Here is a 24,696-nt window from a genome sequence, read left to right as displayed (position 1 = left end):
AAGCTGGCCATGCTGTTGGCTTTTACCTTCCCCAGTTCAGCTTATAAGATGCTGTGTTAAGCCCACGCGGTTTGGAACAGCATCGCTTAAGCGGATAGAGCAAGCGTCTGACGCTGCAAATGATATTTATGCTGAAATCACACAATGACAGCCGCTGAATAATAAAGATGGAACCTGATGACTGTTTTGTGCAGTATCAGGCGCAAAGTATCCCGATAAATTGCGATTGCAGATTGCAATTTAGGAGCTGCGTGGTATTTTGGGGCTGCTCACTGCAGTAAGCTCCAAATATGTGTAAGTGCTTTAAGTCTTTAGACTTATTTACTTGGTAAGGATAGTTATGGCATTAATCGTTCAAAAATATGGCGGTACTTCGATGGGTACTCCTGAGCGCATTTTAAATGTAGCTCGTCGTGTAAAGCGCTGGCATGATCACGGTCACAAGGTCGTTGTGGTCGTATCTGCGATGAGTGGCGAAACCAATCGCCTGCTTGCTTTAGCGAAAGCCATTACGGACACCCCTGACCCTCGTGAGTTAGACCAAATGGTCTCTACAGGTGAACAGGTAACGATTTCGATGTTAGCAATGGCGCTGAATTCTATCGGCGTTGCAGCTAAGTCACTGACAGGCCGTCAAGTTGGTATTAAAACCGACAGCGCCTTCACCAAAGCACGTATTGAATCAATTGACACTGATGTGATGACCAGCCATTTAGATGCGGGCCGTGTCATTGTTGTTGCCGGCTTCCAAGGTTTTGATGCTGAAGGAAACATCACAACTTTAGGCCGTGGCGGTTCTGATACTTCAGGTGTTGCGCTTGCAGCAGCGCTGAAAGCAGATGAATGTCAGATCTATACCGATGTAGACGGTGTTTATACCACTGACCCGCGTGTTGCGCCTAAAGCGAAAAAAGTGGATCGCATTTCTTTTGAAGAAATGCTGGAAATGGCATCTCTTGGTTCTAAAGTTCTTCAAATTCGTTCAGTTGAATTTGCAGGAAAATACCAAGTGCCTTTACGCGTATTATCAAGTTTTGATAATGACAATGATGGCGCATTCGACGAAAACTTTAAACAAAACGTCGGAACACTAATCACCACTGAAGCGGAAGATAATATGGAACAGCCAATTATTTCAGGTATCGCGTTTAACCGTGACGAAGCAAAATTAACCATTTTAGGTGTGCCTGATGTTCCAGGTATTGCCTCTAAAATCTTATCGCCTATCGGCGCTGCAAACATTGAAGTGGATATGATTATCCAAAATGTTGAAGAAGATGGTACGACTGATTTCACCTTTACAGTAAACCGCGGTGACTTTAAAAAAGCCAAAGCAATTTTAGAAGCGACTGCTCAAGCAATTGGCGCGCGTGAAGTTGCAGCACGTGACGACATTGTAAAAGTATCTATCGTAGGCGTAGGCATGCGCTCTCATGCAGGCGTTGCAAGTAAAATGTTTACTGCTCTTGCTGACGAAGGCATCAACATTTTGATGATCTCTACTTCTGAAATTAAAATTTCAGTCATCATTGAAGAAAATTACCTGGAACTTGCAGTACGCACCTTGCACACAGCATTTGGCCTTGACCGCGAACACGGCGAATCAAGCGTACGTGCGTAATAAATGTATCAACAATTGTCATTGTTAGACAGTATTTGAAAAACATTACAAATAAACTAGAGCCACTATAGTTTTTCTTATAGTGGCTCTGTTATATTAAGCCTGAGGATTTTTAGAAACTTTATTAGAATTAAATTTGTAACAACGATGGTTACTGTTATCTGGTGAATTTTCTTTGCTTTTTCAGGTTGTGTTTTTACATTCTAGATCAATTGCAGGTTTAGCGTTTTGCAAGGAGATAAACATGCTGATTCTGACTCGACGCGTCGGAGAAACATTGATGATTGGGGACCAGGTCAGCGTGACTGTGCTTGGGGTTAAAGGCAATCAAGTGCGTATTGGCGTAAATGCTCCAAAAGAAGTATCCGTTCATCGTGAAGAAATTTACCAACGTATTCAACATGAACGAGCTATGCACGAGCATCTTCAACATCTCGATCAAGATTATCAGCCTTCTTTTGAAGATGATAATTTTTCACAGAACAACTTCAATCGCTAATATTGGCGTTGTTCTGTGAAAATAAAGCGGCTATCCAGCCGCTTTAAACTTTTCAAGCATCTCAATTTTTTACTTTTCTGCTTTTATTTCCCGCCCTGCTCAATCACTTTTCGCACAGGCCCAAAACTTCGGCGATGTTCAGCAATCACACCATATTGCGCAATTGCTTCAAAATGAGCTTTGGTCGGATACCCCTTATGCTTGGCAAAACCATATTGCGGATATTTTGCATCCAGTTCCACCATTTCGCGGTCACGGGTCACTTTTGCCAAAATGCTGGCTGCTGAAATTTCAGGATGCAGCGCATCACCGCCAACTACCGCATCACAACTCATGCTTAAGCCTTGGGGCACTTTATTGCCATCCACCAGTAAATGCTCCGGCTGAACTGAAAGCTTCTCTACAGCACGGCGCATCGCCAGCAGTGATGCCTGCAAAATATTGTATTCATCAATTTCAGCAGCAGAACATTCCGCAATTGCCCAAGCTAAAGCCTTTTCCTGAATTTCAATAAATAACTTTTCCCGTTTTTTTTCACTGAGCTTTTTTGAATCGTTCAATCCTTCAATTGGATTGCTGGGATCCAATATTACAGCAGCAGCAACTACCGACCCCACTAAAGGCCCTCGTCCCGCTTCATCAGCACCTGCAATTTTCATCATTATTACCTTTTGAATATCATAAAAATAAGCTGAACTGGTCAGCCTATTTTCAAACCGCTATTTTATTTCAGCTATATTTAAAGCTGCACTCGAATAGCGGTAAATCACTCATGCTTAGTTTACAGCTTCCCGCACACACGCATTAATTGTTTTAGACACAACATTGCTGACGATTGCAGCACGCGCATTCGGATCAAGCGCAGCCGTTGCCAAATCAACAGCCGTTACGCTTTGCGGCGCTTTTTCACTGACGCAGCCGCAAATCTCAGATTGAATATTTTGCTTTTGTGTTGAAGTCATCACTTTAGTAGCGGTTTGCCATGCTGGAAGCGTATTCAATTCAGTTGTGCATTTTGCGTTAATTGCAATTTTAATCGCAGCCATTCCCAGCTGCTGTGTCGCAGTCTGTGCGCCAGTTGAAGTCGTCGATGATGTGCCGGTTGCTGTACAAGCCGAAAGAACAATTGCGAGTGGCGCCATAACAGCAAGAAGTTTTTTCACTGCGTTTCCTTATCATGTTTATAAAATTCAGCAGCGCTATTTTGCCCAAAGTTGAAATTTTAAGAAATAGCTACAATACAAATACACGGCAGATGTATATTAATAAAACATTATTGAGCGTTGCAGATTTTCAACGCTATGTTCCTAAATTTCACTTTCTTCCCGCTCAGATATAAAATAGGATTCATCAACCTCAAATAGCTTGATGCTAAAATGAAAAATACAACTGGATACTACACGCGCACAGCACAGCTGCTGCATTGGCTTATGGCAATTATTTTTATTGCCGCATGGCTTATTGGATTTTACAGCGGCAATTTTTTAAGCTATGAAACAGATGGCAGCTTTAAAGGGGAAGTCATCACCCTGCATAAAAATATTGCAACCACCATCATCTTTTTAGTGGTCATCCGGATTTTCTGGCGCTACACTCACCCCGCGCCGGAGCTGCCCGCGAGCATGTCGCCGCTGATGAAAAAATTGGCGCATTTGGGCCATTTAGCGCTTTATTTAGTTTTACTTGCACTGCCGATTACTGGCTGTCTGTTCAGCTGGAGCGCAGGCCACCCCGTCCCTGTACTGTATTTATTTGATATTCCGCGCTTAGTGCAGGAAGACCCGGATATCCTCACGATTGTTAAACCGCTGCATATTTATATCTCATGGGCTGCTGGCCTACTGCTTGCGGGTCATATACTGGCGGCTTTAAAGCATCACTTTATTGATAAAGACAACGTCTTGAGAAGCATGATCCGCCAAGGCAAATAAACCGCAATTTCCCTCTAACACCCATTAAAAGCGCCTTAAGGCGCTTTTAAATTTTCTGCTGCATGATGCAGCTTTTTACCGTATTCAGCACAGCTTTTTTAATCAGCTGATTTTTAGCCTCAGCGCTTACTGCAGCATGCGCCAATTCTGACGCCGGCACATCATTCAGCGCATTGGCACTGACACAGCTGCAGACATCCTGTTCGAATTGCCGCTTATTGCCTGCTGTCATTAAAAACGTAGAAGCTTTCCATAAGTTAGAATCTTTCAATTCTAAAGCGCATTGATGTTCAATCACGGGATTCAGCATTTTCTGCATTGCAGACTGGCCAGCTTCTGCACTGCAGAAATAGAGCATGCTGCAGAAAAATACAGATGCTTTGGCACATACATTCATTTTTGATGTCGATTCAATTTTCTTGATTTAAAAAAGGGCAGCTGATGCTGCCCTCTATTCGCTCAGCGCTTAATGCAAGTTTTCAATTTGCAGCTTCCATTTCTGCTTTTCTTCAGCAGAAATAAATGAAGCTTCAAATGAATTAATTGCCAGCTGCTTCAGCTCCTCATTGCTTAAATCCAGCGCTTGAGCAATCGCTATGAAATTATCATTCATATAGCCGCCAAAATACGATGGGTCATCTGAATTGACCGTAACATGCACGCCCTGCTGCAGCAAACGGCGGATGTTATGCTCTGCCATATCTTTGACCACACACAGCTTTAAGTTGCTGAGCGGACAGACCGTTAACGGCATTTTTTCAGCAATCAGGCGCTGCATCAGTTTCGGATCTTCTTCCGAACGCACACCGTGATCAATGCGGTTCACTTTCAGCAAATCCAGCGCTTCCCAGACATATTCCGCTGGCCCTTCTTCGCCCGCATGCGCAACAATCAGAAAGCCCTGCTCACGCGCTTTGGCAAAGACACGTTCAAATTTTGCCGGCGGATGCCCCATTTCACTGGAGTCCAGACCTACGCCAATAATTTGATCTTTGAACGGCAGCGCCTGCTCCAGCGTTTCAAATGCAGCTTCCTCGCTCAAATGACGCAGGAAGCACATGATTAAATGCGATGTAATGCCCAATTTCGCTTTTGCGTCATCACAGGCGCGCTGCAGGCCATTCATTACTGTTTCAAATGCGATACCGCGGTCGGTATGTGTTTGCGGATCAAAGAACATTTCTGTGTGAACCACATTGTCTTCTGCGCATTTTTCAAAATACGCCCAAGCCAAATCGTAAAAATCCTGCTCATGAATGAGCACATTCGCGCCCGCATAATAAATGTCTAAAAAAGACTGTAAATTATGAAAGTTATACGCCTGCTTTACTTCTTCTACAGATTGATAAGGGATTGCAATTTGATTGCGCTGCGCGATTTCAAACATTAACTCGGGCTCAAAGGTCCCTTCAATATGCACATGCAGCTCTGCTTTAGGCAAAGCGCAAATCAGCTCAAGTTGATCCATCTCTTATCCTCATAAAAATAAAAAAGGGTGTAAACTGAGTTTACACCCTTTGACTTGCCTGGCGAATTAACCGCCAAACATCGCAAATTTCAATGCCCAAAGCGCAGCAATAATCCATACCATATAAGGTACAGTTTTCGCTTTGCCAGTAAACAATTTAATTAATGCATAGCTGATGAAACCCATTGCAATGCCGTCTGCAATTGAATAGGTAAACGGCATAAAGACAATGGTTAAGAATGCTGGAACTGCTTCCGTAATTTCATCCCATTCAATATGCACAATCCCCTGAATCATCAGTACGCCAACAAACAGAAGCGCTGGCGCTGTGGCAAAGCCCGGCACCGATTGCGCTAATGGCGCTAAAAATAAGCACAGGACAAACAGGATAGCGACAACGACAGCAGTCAATCCTGTACGGCCGCCGGCAGCAACACCGGCAGAAGATTCAATATATGGCGTTGTAGATGATGTGCCTAATGCAGCGCCGGCAACAATTGCTGTTGAATCAGCAAATAAGGCTTTTTTCAAACGCGGCAGTTTGCCATCTTTCAACAAGCCTGCACGGTGTGAAACACCAACCAATGTCCCTGTTGAGTCAAACAAATCGACCAAAAAGAATACAAAGATGACGCCAATCAGACTTGCTTCAAACAAGCCCGAAAAATCCATTTGCATGAATGTTGGCGCAATTGAAGGAATTTCACCGACTACGCCTTGGAACTGGTTATAGCCTAAAGCAGTAGAAATCGCAGTAACCACCAAAATACTGATGATAATTGAACCGCGGACTTTAAACTGATGCATGATCACAATTAATAAAAAGCCCAGCAGCGCTAACATTGCAGGAGGCTGACCCAGGTCGCCCAAGCCCACTAAAGTTGCATCATTTTTGACAATAATGCCTGCATTTTTCAATGCAACCAGCGCAAGGAACAAGCCAATACCGCCGCCAATCGCCAGTTTCAGCGACATTGGAATTGCATTGACAATTGCTTCTCGGATTTTGAACATGCTGATGGCAATAAAAATTAAGCCTGATACAAAGACTGCTGCCAAAGCCGTTTGCCAAGGCACGCCCATGCCTAAACACACTGAATAAGTAAAGTAGGCATTCAAGCCCATACCCGGCGCAAGCGCAATAGGATAGTTTGCAACCAGCCCCATTACCAAACAGCCGATGGCTGCTGCAAGACAAGTTGCAACAAAGACAGCGCCATGATCCATGCCTGTTTCAGACAAAATCATTGGATTCACAATAATGATGTAACACATCGTAAGGAATGTCGTTACACCTGCTAATACCTCTGTTCTAAAGCTGGTTTTGTTTTCACTCAGCTTGAACAGGCGTTCAAGTATATTTTCTGAAGATGGATTAGGAGTCGTCATGACCTAGCCCCTATTGAGTAAACTTTATGCCCTAAGCACTCCACAAAATTAATCACAATTGAAATATCATTAATTTTGTGGATGTTCTAGCAATCTGTATGCCAGCATTTTCATACTGCAAGAAAAAATATTTATGCAATCAACCAATTAAGCGATATATTGCAAACAGCTAAACGGTCACCAACAAAAAAGCTGCATAGTCTTATGCAGCTTCATTTACCTGAATTAAATCAGAAGCTTAAAAAGCAATAAACCGATCTAATTTTACATACCTTAAATTATAACACATTGATTTTTATTGTTTCTAAATTTTATTGTGCTGATAAATGCATTATATTTAAGGTATTGGTTTTATTTAAAAGAAATTCAATTTCCTAAAAAAGTTAAGTTTTTTATCCTGCTGGCTATTTTTCCGCAGTTTGAGCCGAACTAAGGCTAAAAGAGCTGTCCATCCCTTCTACGTTTTGGGTCTGATTGACTTCATTCATCAGCTGATTCAGTTCCTGCTGCCTCTTGACCTCTGTATCTTTATAGACCACAAATCCCAAGATGCACACGAGCATGATAAAGAATGGAATGATAAGAATTTTCATAACTGGCTTTTATTGTTTACTTAACTTTTTATTATAATAACAAAACTAAAACACAAAATGTGATTCAAATCACTCTTTATTGAGTAAGTTTATCGTTTTTATCTTTTTTTTCATCGGAAAAGTTATAATTTATTTTAAAAATAAACTTACCTATAGTTACTAGCTAAATAAAAGATAGCAATATGCAATTTTTAATACGGCCAAAGTGAAATACATACATTTTCGTATTGCTAACCATGCGGCACAACATTCAGCAATGCGTGTTCCCGGTAAAATGCATTGCTGAAAATATGATTCAGGACTATTCATAATTTGCCTGACGCTTTATCGCATGATCCAATAAAGCGCAATTTAAGCAAAATTAAATTAAGGCTTTAAGCTGCTTGCTCATCACGTTTAAACACCAATTCGCTTTGGGATGAGCTATCTGCATCAAAATAATACCCTCCTGTATTAAATGACTTTAAGTCTTCAGCCCGTTCAATTTTATGTTCAAGCATATAGCGCGCCATTAGACCGCGGGCTTTTTTGGCATAGAAACTGATGACTTTATATTTGCCATTTTTCTGATCCAAGAACACAGGCTTAATAATCTGAGCTTGAATCCCGCTTTCCTTGACCGATTTGTAATACTCATCTGAAGCGATATTTAGCAGAAGCTCTGAGCCGGCTTCCGCCAAGTCCTTATTAATCATTTTCGTGATGTGATCGCCCCAAAATTCATAAAGGTTATGACCGCGCGGATTTTGCAGTTTTGTTCCCATTTCTAAGCGGTACGGCATCATTAAATCTAAGGGGCGCAATAGTCCATATAAACCCGAAAGCATGCGCAAATGCTTTTGCGCATAATCGATTTGCTGATCATTCAGGCTATATGCATCTAAGCCCGTATACACATCACCTTTGAAAGCAAACAGTGCCTGCCGCGCATTAGAAAAATTCAGGTCGGACTGCCAATCCCGAAAGCGCGCTGCGTTTAAAGTCGCGATTTTCTCACTCACACTCATTAAATTGGCGATATCTGAAGCGGACAGTTTACGACTTACGTCGATAAGCGCTTGTGAATGATCCAGCAATCTTGGTAATGTGTTTTGATCTGTAGGTAAAGCAGTTTCATAATCCAAGGTTTTGGCAGGAGAAATTAAAGCGAGCATAAATAACTTGATTAAAATTTAAGTAAACAAACTATAACAGTAGACTTATTTTATTTCCAATCTGTGTTTTTACTGAGCATTATCGGTAGAATAGTGTATTCTCCCGCCATTTAATCTCTCCTTATGTCTGAACAGATTTTCCTTCAAGGCACAGCCGGCCAAATTGAAGTTTTTGTAGATTATCCACAGGGTGAAGTGAAAGGATTCGCGGTAGTTACCCACCCCCACCCGCTGCAAGGCGGTACGCCGCAGCACAAAGTCCCTGTACTTTTAGCACAAATGTTTTTAGAACGCGGCTGTATTGTATACCGCCCAAGTTTTCGCGGTTCTGGTCAAAGTGCCGGCATTCATGACGATGGCAACGGTGAAACCCAAGACACCATGAATGTCATTCAATACGCGCGCAGCCAGCATGCCGATTTGCCGTTTTATGCAGGCGGCTTCAGTTTTGGCGCAAATGTAATGACCAAATGCTATGCCTTGCTTCCTACTGACTTACAGCCCGTGCAAACGATTTTATGCGGTTTACCAACCACAACAGTCGCGGGTGTCCGCCACTATGTAACACCGCATATTAAAGGTGACATTTTATTTATTCATGGCGAAGCCGATGATGTAACTCTGCTGTCTGACTTAATTCAATGGGCTAAACCGCAGCGCCATTTAATTACAGTTTTACCTGGCGCAAATCATTTCTTTACAGGCTATTTAAAGCAATTGCGCGTTGCAATTAGCCGTTTTTTAATTGTAAGTTAATTCTTCTAAGCTATGAATAAAAAAGCCATGAAAATCATGGCTTTTTTATTCATAGCGTTTTATATTTCAGCTGAATTCACACATCACCAGCAGGTTTTCAGACAGAATAGAATATTGGAAAAATCCACCACCAATTGCTAAAAATTAAGCATTATTGCAATTCATATAATAAACTAATAAAAATACAATCAACTACTTAGCCAATATTGGCTTTTAGACTTTACATGGAACTTCTTTCATACTTATAGGGATACTATGAAAACATTCATTGGGATAATGAGTCTTGCTTTGTTATGTTCTTCTGCCATGGCGCAAAATATTACAGGAACATGGCGTTACATGGATGATAAAACAGGCGAAGCTAAAGGGTTAGTAAAAATAGAACAGCAAGTCGATGGAACTTATGCCGGCACTGCTCTAAAGGCCACTCCACGCGCGGGCTATATACCGAAAGAGTTGTGTTCCAATTGCCCTGCACCCTATACCAATAAGCCAATTATCGGCATGCAAGTCATCACAGGCTTAAAAACATCAGATCAAGTAAATTATACCGATGGGCGAATCATCGACCCTGTTTCAGGAAAAATCTACCGCTTAAAAGGTAAATTAAACTCAAGCGGGAAAAAATTATTTCTTCGCGGCTATATTGGCGTTTCTGCGGTAGGACGCAATCAAACGTGGCTGCGTGTGGAATAAAATGCAACTCAACACCCCATTTATTCACGACAGCTATTGATTAACCGCCAAAAAACAACATGGCAGACTGCGTATTACTGCTATCTGCCATGCAAACTATAAATTTATTTTTCTCTAGACATTCAGAGCAGCAAAATCAGCTTTTCCACTGAAACTGACTAAATGACTCATCTTCTTTCAGCGTATTTTCAACCGCCTGCGCCAATTGATTCAATAAACTCTGTTCTGCAATGCGGTCTAACCAATCCTGATCTTCATCCGGGTATGATGTAATTTCACACACCAAATGGCCATCTACATTATGTCCTTGGCATGTCACTGACAATGGCAAAGCATGATTATCCACGCTCACCGCAATTTGATCGCCGCTTTGAGATAAGGTTTGAAAACCGTATTGACTCAGTTTAGCAGCCAATAAATCAGCCACTTGTTTTTGCACGACATTATAGTCATCTACTTTTGGCTGATGGGCACAGTTCGCCGCAAATTGTAATTTTCTCATCGTGTTATCCAAAGGCATTTTTGTTGTATGGTTTTAGAATAAGCAATAAATACAAAACAGCCAAGCATTTGCTTGGCTGTTGTCTAACAAATATACAGTTTTTACATATTTTTATTCAGTCACCTGAATCGCCAAACCTGCCTGAGTTGCCAATCCAGTAAATGTTGGGAAACTGGTTGCCACGGTTTCTGTACCCACGATTTTAATCTCACCTGATGTACGCAATCCAGCCATAGAAAAACTCATGGCAATACGGTGGTCGTGATGCGACTCAATTTCACCGCCAGTGAATATTGCGCCCCACTCGTCTGCTTTGCCTTTTCCTTCAATGATGATGCCATCATCAGTTGGCGTGCAGTCAATGCCCATAATTTTCAAGCCATCCGCCATCACTTGAATACGGTCAGACTCTTTCACGCGAAGTTCCGCAGCGCCGGTTAAAATGGTTTGGCCTTCAGCACAGGCCGCAGCGATAAACAATGCAGGAAATTCATCAATGGCCAACGGCACTTGATCTTCCGGCATATGAATGCCTTTCAATGTCCGTGTCCCGCGGATACGGATGTCTGCAATCGGCTCACCGCCTGCAATGCGTTCATTTTCTACAGTTAAGTCAGCGCCCATCTGTTTTAAAATTTCAATGACACCTGTGCGCGTTGGGTTAATGCCCACAGCTTCCAGTGTTACATCTGAACCTTCATTAATGGCAGCGCCCACCATAAAGAAGGCCGCCGATGAAATGTCAGATGGAACTTGAATATCGGTAGCGGTTAGCTTGCCGCCGCCTTGCAGTGAAATACGGTTGCCTTCAGTTTTCACATCATAGCCAAAAGCGCGAAGCATGCGTTCTGAATGATCCCGCGTCGGTTCTGGTTCAGTAACCGCTGTTTCACCTTCAGCCCAAAGCCCTGCCAATAAAATACCTGATTTTACTTGTGCAGACGCCATTGGCAAATCGTACTGAATCCCTTTTAAAGACTGGTTGCCCGTAATTGATACAGGCGGTGTTCCGCGTTCACCCGTTGTTTGAATATGTGCGCCCATTGCACGCAAAGGTTTGGCAATACGCTCCATTGGGCGCTTAGACAGTGATGCATCACCGGTCATGACAGAATCGAATTTCTGTGCAGACAGCATGCCTGCAAGCAAACGCATCGATGTGCCTGAGTTGCCCATGTACAGCGCGCTGGCCGGTGCTTTCAAGCCATGCATGCCTACACCGTGAATAGTGACTTCGCCATTTTTAGGGCCTTCAATGCTCACGCCCATATCCCGGAAAGCCTGAAGTGTTGCAAGCGCATCTTCGCCTTCCAAAAAGCCTGTCACGTGCGTTGTGCCTTCAGCAATGGCGCCAAACATGATGGAACGGTGTGACACAGATTTGTCGCCTGGCACGGTAAATTTACCTTGGAAATTTTTCTGGCCCGGTAAAATAGTAAATTGCTGTGTCGTCACTTTGTTTTTCTCCATCAAAGGTTTGTTGGCAAGCATATGATTAAAATGCTGGCGGGCTGCCTGTGCATGTCCCAATACACCCATGAGTGCTTGAGAGTTTTCATCTTCAATCAATTGACGCAAAGTCTTAAGCTGTTTTTCAAAGCCGTCGACTGCATTTAAGATTGCTTTTTTATTGGCAAAAAAAATGTCATGCCACATTTGCGGATCACTGGCTGCAATTCTGGAAAAATCGCGGAAGCCGCCAGCGGCATAACGGAAAATATCTAGATTGTCTTCACGGTTGGCCAATTGCTCGACCAGATTAAAGGCCATTAAGTGCGGAAGATGGCTGGTATGCGCAAGCACTTCATCATGCTTTTCAACATCCATACAAATCACTTCCGCCTTGGTGGCTTGCCACAGCTGAATCAGCTTCTCTACAGCCCAATCTGCGCTGCTCGGCAGCGGCGTTAAAATCACTTTATGGTTGGCAAATAAATCGACTTTACCTGCATGCACCCCTGTGTGTTCTGCACCTGCAATCGGATGACCAGGCACAAAACCTGCTGGCAATTGCTCGCCAAACACAGCTTTGGCTGCATCAACCACATTGCCTTTGGTGCTGCCGACATCGGTCAAAATCACATTTTCAGACAAATATGGCTTGATGCATTCCAGAACTTTTTGCGTAGCGCGCACAGGCAAAGCCAGTACCACAAGATCAGCGCCTTTTACGGCTTCAATCGGGTCAGTATAGCCTTCTTGAATTAAACCTAAGGCTTTTGCATCTGCCAGCGTCTGTTTAGAACGAGTAGATGCAACGATTTGCTTTGCTAATTTTTCCGCAATAATCACACGGGCAAGACTTGAGCCAATCAGCCCAAGCCCGATAAAAGCAACTTTTTCAAACAGTGGCGCAGACATAGCTTAAGCAACAGCCTCTAATTCAAGTACTTTTGCTAAAGCAGCAAGGAACTTGGCATTTTCAGCTTCTGTACCAATGGATACACGAAGATGATTTGCAATACCTACTGGACGCACAATCACACCCTGTTTAAGCAAACCATTAAAGGTTTGCGCAGGATCGGCTTGTACATCCACCAAAATAAAGTTGGCGCGGGACGGTACATAATTCAAGCCCAGCTTTTCAAAACCCGCCTGCAGCTGAGCCATGCCCGCTTTGTTCACTTCACGCGATTTTGCAATAAAGTCTTCATCTTTTAGGGCAGCAACCGCAGCTACCATCGCCAAGTGATTGACGTTAAATGGCTGACGGATACGGTTTAAATAATCAGTCACTTCTACAGATGCCAAAGCAAAACCAACGCGCAGCGCAGCCAAGCCATAGCACTTAGACAATGTACGGCTCACAATCAGGTTTGGATACTGCTCTAAAAATTTCAAGCTATTGAAGTTTTCTGGGAAATATTCCACATAGGCTTCATCCAGCACAACAATGACATTGGCTGGCACTTTTTTCATGAAAGCATCAAATTCTGCCTCTTCAAACCAAGTCCCCGTCGGATTGTTCGGGTTGGCAATAAAAATCAGCTTGGTATTTTCTTTTACCGCCGCGGCCATCGCGTCTAAATCGTGCGAAAAACCTTTAGCTGGCACTTCGATTGCTTCAGCATTAATCGCTTGCGTGACTAAGCTGTACACAGCAAAAGCATGCTGGCTGTACACCACTGAATCGCTTGAAGATACGAATGCACGGGCAAACATTTCCAGAAGATCGTTTGAACCATTACCCAAAGTAATTCGGTCATGCGCAACACCAAACTGCGCTTGAACTTGGTATTTTAAAATGAAACCGCCGCCGTCTGGATATCGCCCAATTTCAGCCAACTCTGCAGCTACCGCCTCTTTCACCTTGTCAGAGCAACCCAATGGATTTTCATTTGAGGCTAATTTGACAATATCAGTAATCCCCAACTCGCGTTCAAGTTCACTGATCGGTTTACCCGGTTGATACGGCTTAAGTTTAGCAATGCCTTCATTGGCTGGGACAAACGTCATTTTACACTTCCGATAATTACAAGTGATTAATGCACTGAACCCTGATGCAGATTCAGTGCGGCTGTGATTTATAAAACGGCAATAGGATATGAACCCAATACACGCAGCTCTTTCACCAATGGGCGGATTTCTTCCAGCGCAGCTTTGACATTGTCCTGTTCTACATGGCCTTCCAAATCAATGAAGAACACATAGGCCCATTTCTCAGGCAGCGCTGGACGGGTTTCAATACTGGTCAAGCTGATTTTATGCTTAGCGAACGGCGCCAAGATTTCCAGCAATGCGCCAGCGCGGTCATGTGCTGAAATTAACAAAGAGGTTTTATCATTGCCGCTTTGCGGAATTTTTTCACGGCCAATCACCAAGAAACGTGTGGTGTTTTCTGGGTTGTCTTCAATGTTGCTGTGCAGAATTTCTAAATTGTAAATATTGGCAGCCACTTCTGACGCAATCGCGGCAGAATGCCATTCATTGCGGATACGGCGCGCCGCTTCTGCATTTGAGCTGAGCGCTACGCGTTCCACACCCGGGTAATGCGCATCCAGCCAGCTGCGGCACTGCGCCAACGTTTGCTGATGCGCATAAATCTGCTTAATGCTGTCTTTACGGGTATTTTCAGAAATCAAAAATTGATGATGAATGGGCAATTCAACTTCGCCAATCACATTTAAATGCGAAGTTTTGAAGCAATCCAATGTATGGTTAACCACGCCTTCTGACGAATTTTCCACCGGCACCAGACCATAATGCGCACTGCCCGCTTCAACTTCACGGAAAACTTCATCAATCGTCGGCAATGGGCGGATCACTGCATCCTGACCAAAATGCTTTAATACGGCGGAATGCGTGTACGTGCCGACTGGGCCTAAAAATGCAATGCTTTGCGGAGCTTCCAGCGCCAGGCAAGCCGACATAATTTCACGAAATAAGCGCGCCATTGTAGCATCTGACAGCGGACCTTCATTACGCTCCATAACTTTGCGTAAAACTTGCGCTTCACGTTCAGGACGGTAAAACAGCGGGTTCTCTTCAGCAGCAAACTTCGCTTTAGCAACGGCTTCTGCCAATTTTGCGCGGCGGTTAATCAGCTGTTGAATCTGCATATCAACCGAGTCAATGTCCTCACGGATTTGAACTAGGTCAAGAGAAGCCGTGGTGTTCTGATCGTCATTGATCATTGTTATGTCGCCCTTCAAAATCATGGTTGCAGACAGTATAACAATAGTTAGGTTTCAAATGTTGCGCAATACAACATTGATTGATTCAGCCTTAAAAACATACAGTTGTTTAAACCATCAGCAGTATTGAAAAACCTCATCAACAAAATAAATATAAGGCCTGAGATAAACAAAGCGGTTTAGCAATCCTATTACCGCCATTGTATGCGAAATACAAAGCTACTGATGCATCATTTCCCGATGAGCACAGATATTTTATCTATAAAGAAAACCATGAAAGTGATAGTTTTTTAAGCAAAAGTCATTTAAATTTGAATGATCAAGGCTTGGCCGCCGCAATCAATATCCATCTACTTAAAACTGAATACATTTTATTTTTAGCAAATATTTTCAATAACATTATTAGACCAATATGCTGCAAACCAATCACAGATTTTTAATATTTTTCCTATAGTCTTTTAGAATGCAATACTGGAACAGGAATTTCGCTCATGCGCAAAAGAATCGCGGTACTGGTCACTCATGATTTTGAAGATTCAGAATATGCCGAACCGGTTGAAGCATTCCGCGCAGCCCGGCATTGCATTTCCAATATTGAGCATCGCGCTGGCAATATTGTCTATGGAAAAAACAGAACCTACGCCGTCACTATCGACCAAAGTATAGACCACGTTTCAATTCATGATTTTGATGCGCTGCTGATCCCTGGAGGGCACTCACCCAGCTTGCTGCGCAGTGATGAGCGCTATGTGGAGTTTGTCCGTGATTTTGCCGGCGCCTACAAGCCGATTATGTGCATTTGCCACGGACCGCAGCTGCTGATTAATGCGCAAGTGGTGAAAGGCCGCAGAATGACCTCGATTGAACCTATAATGATTGAACTGCAGAATGCAGGCGCCGTCTATTTTGACAAGCCGGTCGTGAATGACAATAATTTATATATTACCTCCCGCGCGCCGGCAGACCTGCCTGAATTTATCCGCGAAACGCTGCATGTTCTCAGCCAGTAAGCCGCAATAAAAAAGAGCGCGGAAGCTCTTTTTTATTGCCTGCCTGCAGCCATTAGCGGCCTAACATGCCGCGCGCGACAATTTCTTTCATAATTTCATTGGTGCCGCCATAAATGCGCTGAATCCGCGCATCAACAAAGAAGCGTGAAATCGGATATTCAGTCATATAGCCGTAGCCGCCAAACAGCTGCAGTAAATTGTCTGCAATTTTCATCTGCATATCTGTTGAGAAACTCTTTAAAGCAGCCGCTGTTTCTACATCTAATTTGCCTTGCATATACAGTTCAACATTGCGCTCATAAAATGCTGCTGTAGCCAGTTCATCTATTTTGGCCTGCGCCAAGACAAAGCGGGTATTTTGGAACTGGCCTATCGCTTGGCCAAAAGCCTGACGCTCTTTGACATATTGAACAGCCAAATCAATAGAGCCGCGGATGGCGCCTATTGCCGTTGATGCGATGGCAGTGCGTTCACGCGGCAATTCCTGCATTAAATAAGCAAAACCTTGGCCAGCCTGCCCCAAAAGCTGTTCTTTTGGAACTTTAACATTGTCATAGAACAGCTCCGAAGTGTCCTGTGAATGCAGGCCAATCTTGTCGAGGTTTGTCCCCTTCTTAAAGCCGTCGAAATGCGTATCCACCAGCAGTAAAGAAACGCCTTTCGCGCGCGCTTGCGGATCTGTTTTCGCCGCCAGCACCACTAAATCTGCATGCTGCCCATTGGAAATAAAGGTTTTAGAACCATTCAGCAGATAATGATCGCCTTGCAAAATTGCGCTGCTGCGCATGGATTGCAAATCTGAACCTGCCCCCGGCTCGGTCATGCCAATTGCGCCCACGACTTCACCGCTGACCATTTTCGGCAGCCAATATTGCTTTTGCTTTTCTGAGCCAATGTGCAGAATATACGGCGCAGCAATTTCTGAATGGCATGAAATGCCTGTCGACAGCGCGCTGAATCCCGCACGGGCAGACTCTTCCACCAGCATCAGAGAATAGTGAGTCGGCACCCCATATCCGCCATATTCTTCTGGCACATCTACGCACAGGAAGCCATTTTCACCTAAAGCAGTCCATACAGAACGCGGCATAATGCCCTCACGCTCCCATTGCTCATAATGCGGCGCAATCTGTTCCTGCATAAAACGGCGGAAATTATCTCTAAATAATTCTAAATCTGCATCATAAGCCAGCATGGCGCATTTCCTTGTTCACATTGTTGTTTTGATTCACACCATCCTATTCGAGTTTTTTGCATGCGTCATGAAAGAAAACCTCAGCGTTCAAATTTCGCGGCCGCTGAATCATGTAGCCCACAGCGGACACAAAAAAAGGAAGCCGAAGCTTCCTTTTTAACAGCAAAACAAATTAAGCATGCGCCTGATTGTTTTCCTCAAGCATTTTGCGGTCAACTTCTGCAGGATTATTCAATGCATCATTCAGCTTATCAGTATCTAACTGGCCAACCCATTTTGCTACCACAATAGTTGCCAAAGAGTTGCCGACCAAGTTAGTTAATGCGCGGGCTTCTGACATGAAACGGTCAATACCTAAAATCAATGCCAAGCCTGCAACAGGAATATGGCCGACAGCAGACAATGTCGCCGCCATGACAATAAAGCCTGAACCTGTTACGCCAGCTGCGCCTTTAGATGAAATCAGCAGAACCGCTAAAAGCGTAATTTCATGCGCTAAATCCAACTGCGTATTAGTCGCTTGCGCAATAAAGATTGCGGCCATTGTTAAATAGATGGATGTACCGTCTAAGTTAAATGAATAGCCGGTCGGAATCACCAGACCCACAACCGATTTTTCACAGCCGGCAATTTCCAGCTTTTTCAGCATGCGCGGCAATACAGATTCAGAAGATGATGTGCCCAGTACAATCAGCAATTCTTCACGGATCATGCGGATCATTTTTAGAATACTGAAGCCGCTGAAACGCGCGATAGAACCCAATACAATAAAAATAAACAGCAAGCACGTGATATAGAAGCAGATGATCAATTGCGCCAATTGAGCCAAAGAACCAATGCCGTATTTACCAATCGTAAACGCCATTGCGCCAAATGCGCCAATCGGAGCCAGCTTCATGATCATGTTCACAATGTTAAAGAATACATGTGAAATTTGATCAATAAATTTCAATACCGGCTTGCCTGCATCGCCTAATTTATGCAGCGCAAAACCAAACAGCAGCGCAAACAGCAGGACTTGCAGAATTTCGCCTTCCGCAAATGCGCCAACAACGGTATTTGGGATAATATGCAGCAAGAAATCAACTGTCGATTGCGAAGCGCCAGATTCTACGTATTTAGAAATGCCCGATACATCTAAAGTCGCAGGGTCGATGTTCATGCCCACACCCGGCTTGGCGATATTAATCACCAGCAGGCCAATAACCAATGCCAGGGTCGACACGACTTCAAAGTAAAGCAGCGCGATACCGCCGGTTTTACCGACAGACTTCATGCTTTCCATGCCGGCAATACCGCTGACAACTGTACAGAAAATTACAGGCGCAATGATCATTTTGATGAGCTTAATAAAAGCATCACCCAATGGTTTCAGCTGCTCACCCAATCCAGGTACGCTTTGTTTTACGCCGTTTACTATTTCAGTGGAACTTGGTGAGAAATGCCCCACCAGAACACCCAAAATAATAGCAACAATAACCTGAAAATACAGCGACTTATAAATTGGTTTTTTCGTCATGAGAATACTTCACGATCAGCTTCCGTTTCCAGAAAATTTCCATTTTTATGTTTATTTCCTAAGAAATAAACAGCCCAAACTCATTTGCCGCTGACAAAAGAGCACTATCGTATTGAATATCATCCAATACTTAAAAAATCTTAAAAAGTGTGAGTGTGATTTTTAAGGAGAAAAAAACCACGTCAAGCCAACATTACATGCAGTAAATGCTCAGGAGATAAAGAACACACAAGAATACGGTTAAATTTTACCAATTTCTTAAGCCGATTTTTTGCCTTAAATGTTAAATTTGATCAATAAACGCTCATTTTTTATTAGACTATAGTCTAGCATCTACTAAATGGTCATAAAAAATTGGCTGAAAAATACCAAATGAAAACGTAAACTGAAATGTTTGCCTATACTTTTAAAAAATCCCGTCCCATGAATACCAAACGAAATATTTATAAAGATGCTGAACATCCATTTGCCCAATTTGTCCGCATTATCGGCAAAGGGAAAAATGGCGCCCGCTCATTAAGCTATGACGAAGCCTATCAAGCCTTCAGCATGATTTTGAAAGATGAAGTCCTGGACGTGCAATTAGGCGCATTTCTAATGCTGCTGCGGGTAAAAGAAGAATCGGTAGATGAACTGGCCGGTTTTGTACAGGCGACCCGTGATCAATTGAATTTTAAATCTTTACAGGTCGATTTAGACTGGTCTTCATATGCAGGAAAGCGCAAGCACTACCCGTGGTTTTTACTTGCGGCGCTGACGTTGGCTCAGCACGGCTATAAAGTGGTTATGCATGGCGCATCGGGACACACAATTAACCGCCTGTATACCGAGCAGGTTTTAGAATACCTCAGTTACCCAATCTGCAGCAGCGATACTGAAGTGGAAGCACAGCTGGCTGAACGGAATTTTGCTTATCTGCCTTTGCATGCCATTTCTCCAATCCTCAGCGATTTGATTGCCCTGCGCAATGTGATGGGGCTGCGTTCCCCTATTCATACTTTGGCGCGACTGATTAATCCATTTAATGCCAAAGCCACGATGCAGGCCATTTTCCACCCGGCATACCGCAGTTCACATCAGCAGGCCGCTTTTAAACTGGGTTATCAGAACAGTGCCGTCATTAAAGGTGAAGGCGGCGAGTTTGAACGCAATCCAGATGCAAAAACCTTAATTTGCGGCATTCAGGATGGCGAGATGTATGAACATGAATTGCCAAAACTGACGGTCAACCGCAGCCCAGTCGAAGAAGAATTGGATTTAGCAGTCTTTAAGGCGGTTTGGGAAGGCAAGCAAAGTCATGAATATGGTGAACTTGCAACTGTAGAGACCATGGGCATCGCGCTGTATGCCATGGGCGCCGTCCGCAGTTTTGAAGAAGCAATGCCGCTGGCTCAAAACCTATGGCTGAAACGCGGCGCTGCATCTGAAATTGCGGAATAAATTGCTGCAAGATTAATACAGAGCAAGATGAGATCCGCTAGGCATAGCGGATCAACCATGCTAATTTATTTGTGTGCATCCGTTATCATAAATAAAATAAAGAGGGACCCACATGGCAATATCAATGCATACCCGCGCTGCGGAAAAAGAATCGCAGGCCCGCAACGCCTTATTTGACGCCATCAGTTTTAGAAACTCATTTACCCAAGTGGTCATGCAGTTTATCCAGCATCATTTGGATACTATCCCTGCCGCATATTGGACAGCGCATTTTGGCAGCCCTAAACCAAGCACAGAACAAATTATTGATAAATTAGAACTGGATGACCATTACGCATTAAATGCTGATGATTTAACCGATGATGAAATCCTGTTTCATGAAAATCATTTAGATTTTGTACTGCCTGCAGATGTCAGCATCTACGCGCTGTGTGTCAGCTTTGAAAATAGTCAAATGTACAGCATCAGCATTGCCAATTAAAAAGCCAGCATGATGCTGGCTTTTTAGATATTGTACCGAAATCAATCACACAAAACGAATTGGCTTGAACTCAGGCTCTTCAACATGAGAGTCGCAATGTTCATCTTCTTCTTTGGTTCCGCGGTCAATATAACCGCTGCGCTCAGTTTCCGGTAAATTCTTAATTTCCCATGCATAGACCGCTTGCATGCAGGTTTTACGCTGTTCTGGCGTAAGCGCCACGCCATTAGGCCATTTTCCAATTTCAATTGCCGTCTTTAAGCGCGCAACGATTTCAGGATCAAGTACGGCAAGCATTTGTTCAATATTCATGGGCTAATCCTGTTTAAATGAGTCAAAGTCTTGATTCCAGCCAAGCTTGGTACGGCAAGCCATATAGAAGTCATAACCTGGCGGGTGAAGCAAATTTAGTTTAAATGGATGCTTACGGATGTGTAAGCTGTCGCCAACACCCAGCGTTACACTGTTTTGGCCATCAGCGCTGACCATGGGCAGCACGCGGTTTTCACGGATGAAAATCTTAATTTCGCTTTGGCCTCCCACCACAATCGGGCGGGATGACAGCGTATGCGGATGCATCGGCACTAAAGCTATTGCATCCATGCTGGGATGCACAATTGGCCCGCCGCCAGACAGCGCATAGGCTGTTGAACCAGTCGGTGTAGAGACAATTAAGCCATCACTATGCTGGCGGTAAACATATTGACCGTCAATATTCAATTCAAAGTCAATCATGTGGACCGATTTGCCTGAGTGCAGCACCACATCATTTAAGGCAATCGCGTCATAAATAGTTTCGCCTTTTGAGCGGATTTCAATTTCCAGCAAAAAGCGCCGATCTTGCTGAAACTCACCTTTCAATACTTGATCCAGCTTAAAAATCACTTCAGTTGGCTTGATGTCAGTTAGAAAGCCTAAACGTCCGCGGTTGACCCCGATGACTGGGGTATTGAACTTAACCAATGACCGCGCGGCATGCAGCAAAGAACCGTCACCGCCGACAACGATGACCAAATCCACGACTTCACCCAGCAATGCCTTGCTGACCGTTTGGGTATTGCTGTAAGGAACCAGCTGTGCTGTTTCCGTGTCAAAAACCGGATGCAGCCCTAAACTCAATAAATGATCATGTATCAGGCATAAGGTTTCAACCACTGACGATTTGTCAGGACGTCCAATTAATCCGATATTACGAAAAGCCTTATGTGAAATATGCACCTGCGCCATTGCTCCGCTACGCCTCATGCTTATCATAGCATTAACGCTTTTGATTTAAAAAAACTTTGAATTGCAAATTAATCAGACCTCAGCCTTCTTATTTTGCATAGTTATACAGTTTAAATATTGCAAATTACGCAAAAGCTTCGCATGATTAGCAAAATTTCTCAGGATCTTATAATAATTTATGAAGTCTGAACGCGGCATAGGCGCTATCGCATTTATTTTCTGTATTTTGGTCATTGGCGCATTCGTCGCTTTCAGTGTTTATCTGATCAAAATTGATAATGTGGTGAGGGCCAAATTTGAAGGACAGCGCTGGGACATTCCTGCGAAAGTATTCGCACGCCCAATGGAAATCTTTACCAATGCGCCTGTCAGTCAGGATGATATGCAGGAAGAGCTGAAAATGCTCGGCTACAAGAATGCTGAAAGCTATGCAAAGACTGGCAGCTATGTTACTTCCGGCAACGAAATGTATGTGCATACCCGCGGTTTTGACTTCGGCGACAGTCTTGAACCTGAGCAAGTCTTAAAAATTTCATTTGGCAAAGACACGGTTACCGATGTCAGCGCAACCAAGCCGTCATCAAATGGCATTGCCCGTTTAGAACCTTTATTGATCGGCGGCATTTATCCGCAGCACAATGAAGACCGCGTGCTGATCAAACTGAAAAATGTGCCTAAGCCGCTGATAGAAGCCTTAATTGCCACCGAAGACCGTAATTTTTATCACCATCATGGCGTATCCGTGCGCGGCACTGCCCGCGCGATAGTCAGCAACGTGACAGGCGGCAAGCGTCAGGGCGGTTCAACGCTAACTCAGCAGCTGGTCAAAAACTTTTACTTAAGTCCTGAGAAAACACTTAAGCGCAAAGTCAATGAAGCGCTGATGGCACTGCTGATTGAGCTGCATTACGATAAAGATGAAATTCTTGAAGCGTATTTGAATGAAGTAAATTTAGGCCAAAACGGCAACTATTCGATTAATGGCTATGGCTTGGCATCGCAGTTTTACTTTGGCCTGCCTTTGCGTGAGCTGAACATTGCCCAGCAGGCTTACCTGGTCGGGTTGGTGCAAGGGCCAACACTGTATAATCCTTGGCGCAACCCGGAAGCGGCTATAAAGCGCCGCAATATTGTGCTGAACAATATGCTGGTGATGGGCTACTTAACTCAGCAGCAATATGAAATAGAATCTGCGCGTCCGCTCAATGTCATTGCAAAACCGACCCTTGGCCCTGCCCGCTTCCCGGATTTCTTAGATATTGTCCGCCGCCAGCTGCGTACAGAATATCAAGAAAGCGACTTGACCAACCAAGGCCTGAAAATTTTCACCACTTTAGACCCCTTGGCGCAAACCCGTATTCAAAACAGCTTTAAAGAAACTGTAACGCGCTTGAGCAATGCCAACCCAAACCGTTTGAAGGAACTGCAAGGCGCAGTGCTGATCGCCCATCCTGAAAATGGCGAATTAGTCGCTGCTGTCGGCTCTACGCAAGATTTTACCGGCTTTAACCGTACTGTAGATGCCAAACGCCAAGTTGGTTCTTTGCTGAAACCAGTGATTTACCTGAGCGCAATTGAGTCTGGACGCTATAACTGGGCCAGCCCAATCGAAGACAGCGCCATCAGCATTCAAAGCGAAGGAAAAGCCTGGACGCCGAAAAACTACAGCGGCGGCGAACACGGCGTTGTTCCAATGGTGCAGGCACTGTCACAATCCTATAACCTGGCGGCAGTGCGCTTAGGTCAGGAATTTGGCATTTCAACCTTCATTAACCATCTAAAAAAATTTGGCGTCACCTCAAATATTCCCAGCTATCCATCCATTTATTTGGGGGCGGTAGATATGTCGCCTATGGATGTCATGAGCATCTATGGCAACTTTGCAACAGGCGGCTTTAAATATCCTGTGAAGTCGATCCGCTCAGTTGTAGATAACAATGGACATACGCTGGAGCGCTACAGTTTATCCGTGCAGCCGACCATTGATCCTGCTGCGGCCTATGTCTTGAACTATGGCTTGCAGCAAGTGATGAATTCAGGCACCGGCCGCTCAGCCTACAGCACTCTTCCGACTTCACTGGAACTGGCTGGAAAATCAGGCACCACCAATGATACCCGCGACTCATGGTTTGCCGGTTATGCTGGCAACTATGCTGCCGTGGTTTGGCTGGGTCTGGATGACAACAAAATTACCGGGTTAACTGGCTCTTCAGGCGCATTGCCGGTTTGGATCAATGTGATGAAACAGCTGCGCCTGAAGCCGGTTAATTTACGCCAGCCTGCCGATGTGCAATGGCATTGGCTAGACAGCACTACCGGTGAACTGTCTGCATCCGGCTGTGCAGGCGCTATTCATATTCCGCTGCTGCGCAGTTCTGTGCCTAACCGCGCAACGGCATGCGGCCAGTCACAATATGAAGTGCAGCCGCAGCCTTACACAAGCGATACTGAAACCCCTCAAGAAACTGCCCCGCAAAATGATAGTTTAGACAACTACATCCGCGAGAGTGATTCGGGCACAGAGCAAGACTCATCTGATAATCCGCGTGTCATTTCCAGCGGCAGTTTTAACAACTGAGGT

Annotated in this window: 24 protein-coding genes; 9 read left to right on the top strand and 15 right to left on the bottom strand. The window is 44.1% G+C overall.

Annotated elements, in window-relative coordinates; all coding sequences use genetic code 11:
* The first annotated feature begins 340 nt into the window (after positions 1–340).
* Both OKC24_RS11390 and csrA read left to right on the top strand, forming a co-directional pair.
* Positions 341–1,621, top strand: a complete 1,281-nt coding sequence (locus OKC24_RS11390) for an aspartate kinase (RefSeq protein ID WP_130145173.1) — start codon at positions 341–343, stop codon at positions 1,619–1,621.
* Positions 1,622–1,865: 244 nt separating this feature from the next.
* Entirely contained in the window at positions 1,866–2,120 is a 255-nt protein-coding gene (gene csrA / locus OKC24_RS11385; protein WP_004989721.1) for a carbon storage regulator CsrA, read from the top strand.
* 83 nt (positions 2,121–2,203) lie between these two features.
* Here csrA and rnhB read toward each other — a convergent pair whose 3' ends face one another.
* Together rnhB and OKC24_RS11375 are read right to left on the bottom strand one after the other, a co-directional pair.
* A complete protein-coding gene (rnhB, locus tag OKC24_RS11380) occupies positions 2,204–2,782 on the bottom strand; it encodes a ribonuclease HII (RefSeq protein ID WP_265465157.1) in 579 nt (192 codons plus the stop codon).
* A gap of 114 nt (positions 2,783–2,896) precedes the next feature.
* Entirely contained in the window at positions 2,897–3,283 is a 387-nt protein-coding gene (locus tag OKC24_RS11375; protein WP_131276389.1) for a hypothetical protein, read from the bottom strand.
* A gap of 213 nt (positions 3,284–3,496) precedes the next feature.
* Here OKC24_RS11375 and OKC24_RS11370 point away from each other — a divergent pair, with 213 nt between their 5' ends.
* Positions 3,497–4,051, top strand: coding sequence for a cytochrome b (locus tag OKC24_RS11370; protein ID WP_131276390.1), 555 nt, complete (start codon positions 3,497–3,499; stop codon positions 4,049–4,051).
* A gap of 46 nt (positions 4,052–4,097) precedes the next feature.
* Here the strand turns inward: OKC24_RS11370 and OKC24_RS11365 are convergent, their stop codons facing one another.
* From OKC24_RS11365 to yaaA, 5 genes are all read right to left on the bottom strand, one after another.
* Entirely contained in the window at positions 4,098–4,448 is a 351-nt protein-coding gene (locus OKC24_RS11365) for a hypothetical protein (RefSeq protein WP_131276391.1), read from the bottom strand.
* Between the two features lie 69 nt (positions 4,449–4,517).
* Positions 4,518–5,519 carry an adenosine deaminase gene (locus tag OKC24_RS11360; protein WP_131276392.1) on the bottom strand — a complete coding sequence of 334 codons (1,002 nt, stop codon included), beginning with the start codon at positions 5,517–5,519 and terminating at the stop codon, positions 4,518–4,520.
* Between the two features lie 66 nt (positions 5,520–5,585).
* Positions 5,586–6,908 (bottom strand): NCS2 family permease, encoded by a 1,323-nt coding sequence (locus OKC24_RS11355; RefSeq protein ID WP_131276393.1) that lies wholly within the window; start codon positions 6,906–6,908, stop codon positions 5,586–5,588.
* A gap of 404 nt (positions 6,909–7,312) precedes the next feature.
* The gene (locus tag OKC24_RS11350) at positions 7,313–7,501 is read right to left on the bottom strand and encodes a hypothetical protein (protein ID WP_130145159.1); all 189 of its coding nucleotides are present in this window, start codon (positions 7,499–7,501) and stop codon (positions 7,313–7,315) included.
* Between the two features lie 374 nt (positions 7,502–7,875).
* A complete protein-coding gene (gene yaaA / locus OKC24_RS11345) occupies positions 7,876–8,655 on the bottom strand; it encodes a peroxide stress protein YaaA (protein WP_130145157.1) in 780 nt (259 codons plus the stop codon).
* 123 nt (positions 8,656–8,778) lie between these two features.
* On the opposite strand from yaaA, the gene OKC24_RS11340 reads away from it, so the two are divergent.
* Positions 8,779–9,411: an alpha/beta hydrolase gene (locus tag OKC24_RS11340; RefSeq protein ID WP_131276394.1), complete on the top strand. Its 633-nt coding sequence runs from the start codon at positions 8,779–8,781 to the stop codon at positions 9,409–9,411.
* Between the two features lie 255 nt (positions 9,412–9,666).
* Positions 9,667–10,107: a DUF2147 domain-containing protein gene (locus OKC24_RS11335; RefSeq protein WP_131276395.1), complete on the top strand. Its 441-nt coding sequence runs from the start codon at positions 9,667–9,669 to the stop codon at positions 10,105–10,107.
* A 136-nt stretch (positions 10,108–10,243) separates the two neighbouring features.
* Here OKC24_RS11335 and OKC24_RS11330 read toward each other — a convergent pair whose 3' ends face one another.
* From OKC24_RS11330 to pheA, 4 genes are all read right to left on the bottom strand, one after another.
* The gene (locus tag OKC24_RS11330) at positions 10,244–10,609 is read right to left on the bottom strand and encodes a hypothetical protein (RefSeq protein WP_005010983.1); all 366 of its coding nucleotides are present in this window, start codon (positions 10,607–10,609) and stop codon (positions 10,244–10,246) included.
* A gap of 111 nt (positions 10,610–10,720) precedes the next feature.
* Positions 10,721–12,970, bottom strand: coding sequence for a bifunctional prephenate dehydrogenase/3-phosphoshikimate 1-carboxyvinyltransferase (locus OKC24_RS11325; protein WP_131276396.1), 2,250 nt, complete (start codon positions 12,968–12,970; stop codon positions 10,721–10,723).
* A 3-nt stretch (positions 12,971–12,973) separates the two neighbouring features.
* Complete coding sequence (hisC, locus tag OKC24_RS11320) at positions 12,974–14,065, bottom strand: histidinol-phosphate transaminase (RefSeq protein WP_131276397.1); 1,092 nt, start codon at positions 14,063–14,065, stop codon at positions 12,974–12,976.
* A gap of 68 nt (positions 14,066–14,133) precedes the next feature.
* On the bottom strand, positions 14,134–15,243 hold the full coding sequence (gene pheA, locus OKC24_RS11315) for a prephenate dehydratase (RefSeq protein ID WP_005010987.1): 1,110 nt from the start codon (positions 15,241–15,243) through the stop codon (positions 14,134–14,136).
* Between the two features lie 491 nt (positions 15,244–15,734).
* Between pheA and OKC24_RS11310 the strand changes: the two genes are divergently transcribed.
* On the top strand, positions 15,735–16,253 hold the full coding sequence (locus OKC24_RS11310) for a type 1 glutamine amidotransferase domain-containing protein (protein WP_005010988.1): 519 nt from the start codon (positions 15,735–15,737) through the stop codon (positions 16,251–16,253).
* 52 nt (positions 16,254–16,305) lie between these two features.
* On the opposite strand, the gene OKC24_RS11305 is transcribed toward OKC24_RS11310, so the two are convergent.
* Both OKC24_RS11305 and OKC24_RS11300 read right to left on the bottom strand, forming a co-directional pair.
* Entirely contained in the window at positions 16,306–17,448 is a 1,143-nt protein-coding gene (locus tag OKC24_RS11305) for an acyl-CoA dehydrogenase family protein (RefSeq protein ID WP_265465146.1), read from the bottom strand.
* A 172-nt stretch (positions 17,449–17,620) separates the two neighbouring features.
* Positions 17,621–18,967, bottom strand: a complete 1,347-nt coding sequence (locus OKC24_RS11300) for a dicarboxylate/amino acid:cation symporter (RefSeq protein ID WP_005010993.1) — start codon at positions 18,965–18,967, stop codon at positions 17,621–17,623.
* Positions 18,968–19,390: 423 nt separating this feature from the next.
* On the opposite strand from OKC24_RS11300, the gene OKC24_RS11295 reads away from it, so the two are divergent.
* Together OKC24_RS11295 and OKC24_RS11290 are read left to right on the top strand one after the other, a co-directional pair.
* Positions 19,391–20,407, top strand: a complete 1,017-nt coding sequence (locus tag OKC24_RS11295; RefSeq protein WP_130145145.1) for a glycosyl transferase family protein — start codon at positions 19,391–19,393, stop codon at positions 20,405–20,407.
* A 112-nt stretch (positions 20,408–20,519) separates the two neighbouring features.
* Positions 20,520–20,888, top strand: coding sequence for a hypothetical protein (locus OKC24_RS11290; protein ID WP_130145143.1), 369 nt, complete (start codon positions 20,520–20,522; stop codon positions 20,886–20,888).
* A 45-nt stretch (positions 20,889–20,933) separates the two neighbouring features.
* Here the strand turns inward: OKC24_RS11290 and OKC24_RS11285 are convergent, their stop codons facing one another.
* On the bottom strand, positions 20,934–21,200 hold the full coding sequence (locus tag OKC24_RS11285) for a YeaC family protein (RefSeq protein WP_005010997.1): 267 nt from the start codon (positions 21,198–21,200) through the stop codon (positions 20,934–20,936).
* Between the two features lie 3 nt (positions 21,201–21,203).
* Entirely contained in the window at positions 21,204–22,115 is a 912-nt protein-coding gene (locus tag OKC24_RS11280) for an NAD(+) kinase (protein WP_005011001.1), read from the bottom strand.
* 178 nt (positions 22,116–22,293) lie between these two features.
* Here OKC24_RS11280 and mrcB point away from each other — a divergent pair, with 178 nt between their 5' ends.
* Positions 22,294–24,693: a penicillin-binding protein 1B gene (mrcB, locus tag OKC24_RS11275; RefSeq protein ID WP_130145141.1), complete on the top strand. Its 2,400-nt coding sequence runs from the start codon at positions 22,294–22,296 to the stop codon at positions 24,691–24,693.
* Positions 24,694–24,696 lie beyond the last annotated feature (3 nt).

Origin of the sequence: Acinetobacter entericus, assembly GCF_026168575.1 — a bacterium.
Classification (GTDB): domain Bacteria; phylum Pseudomonadota; class Gammaproteobacteria; order Pseudomonadales; family Moraxellaceae; genus Acinetobacter; species Acinetobacter bouvetii.
The sequence above is the reverse complement of the archived record's forward strand: the minus strand, read 5'-3'. Positions and strand labels throughout refer to the sequence as shown.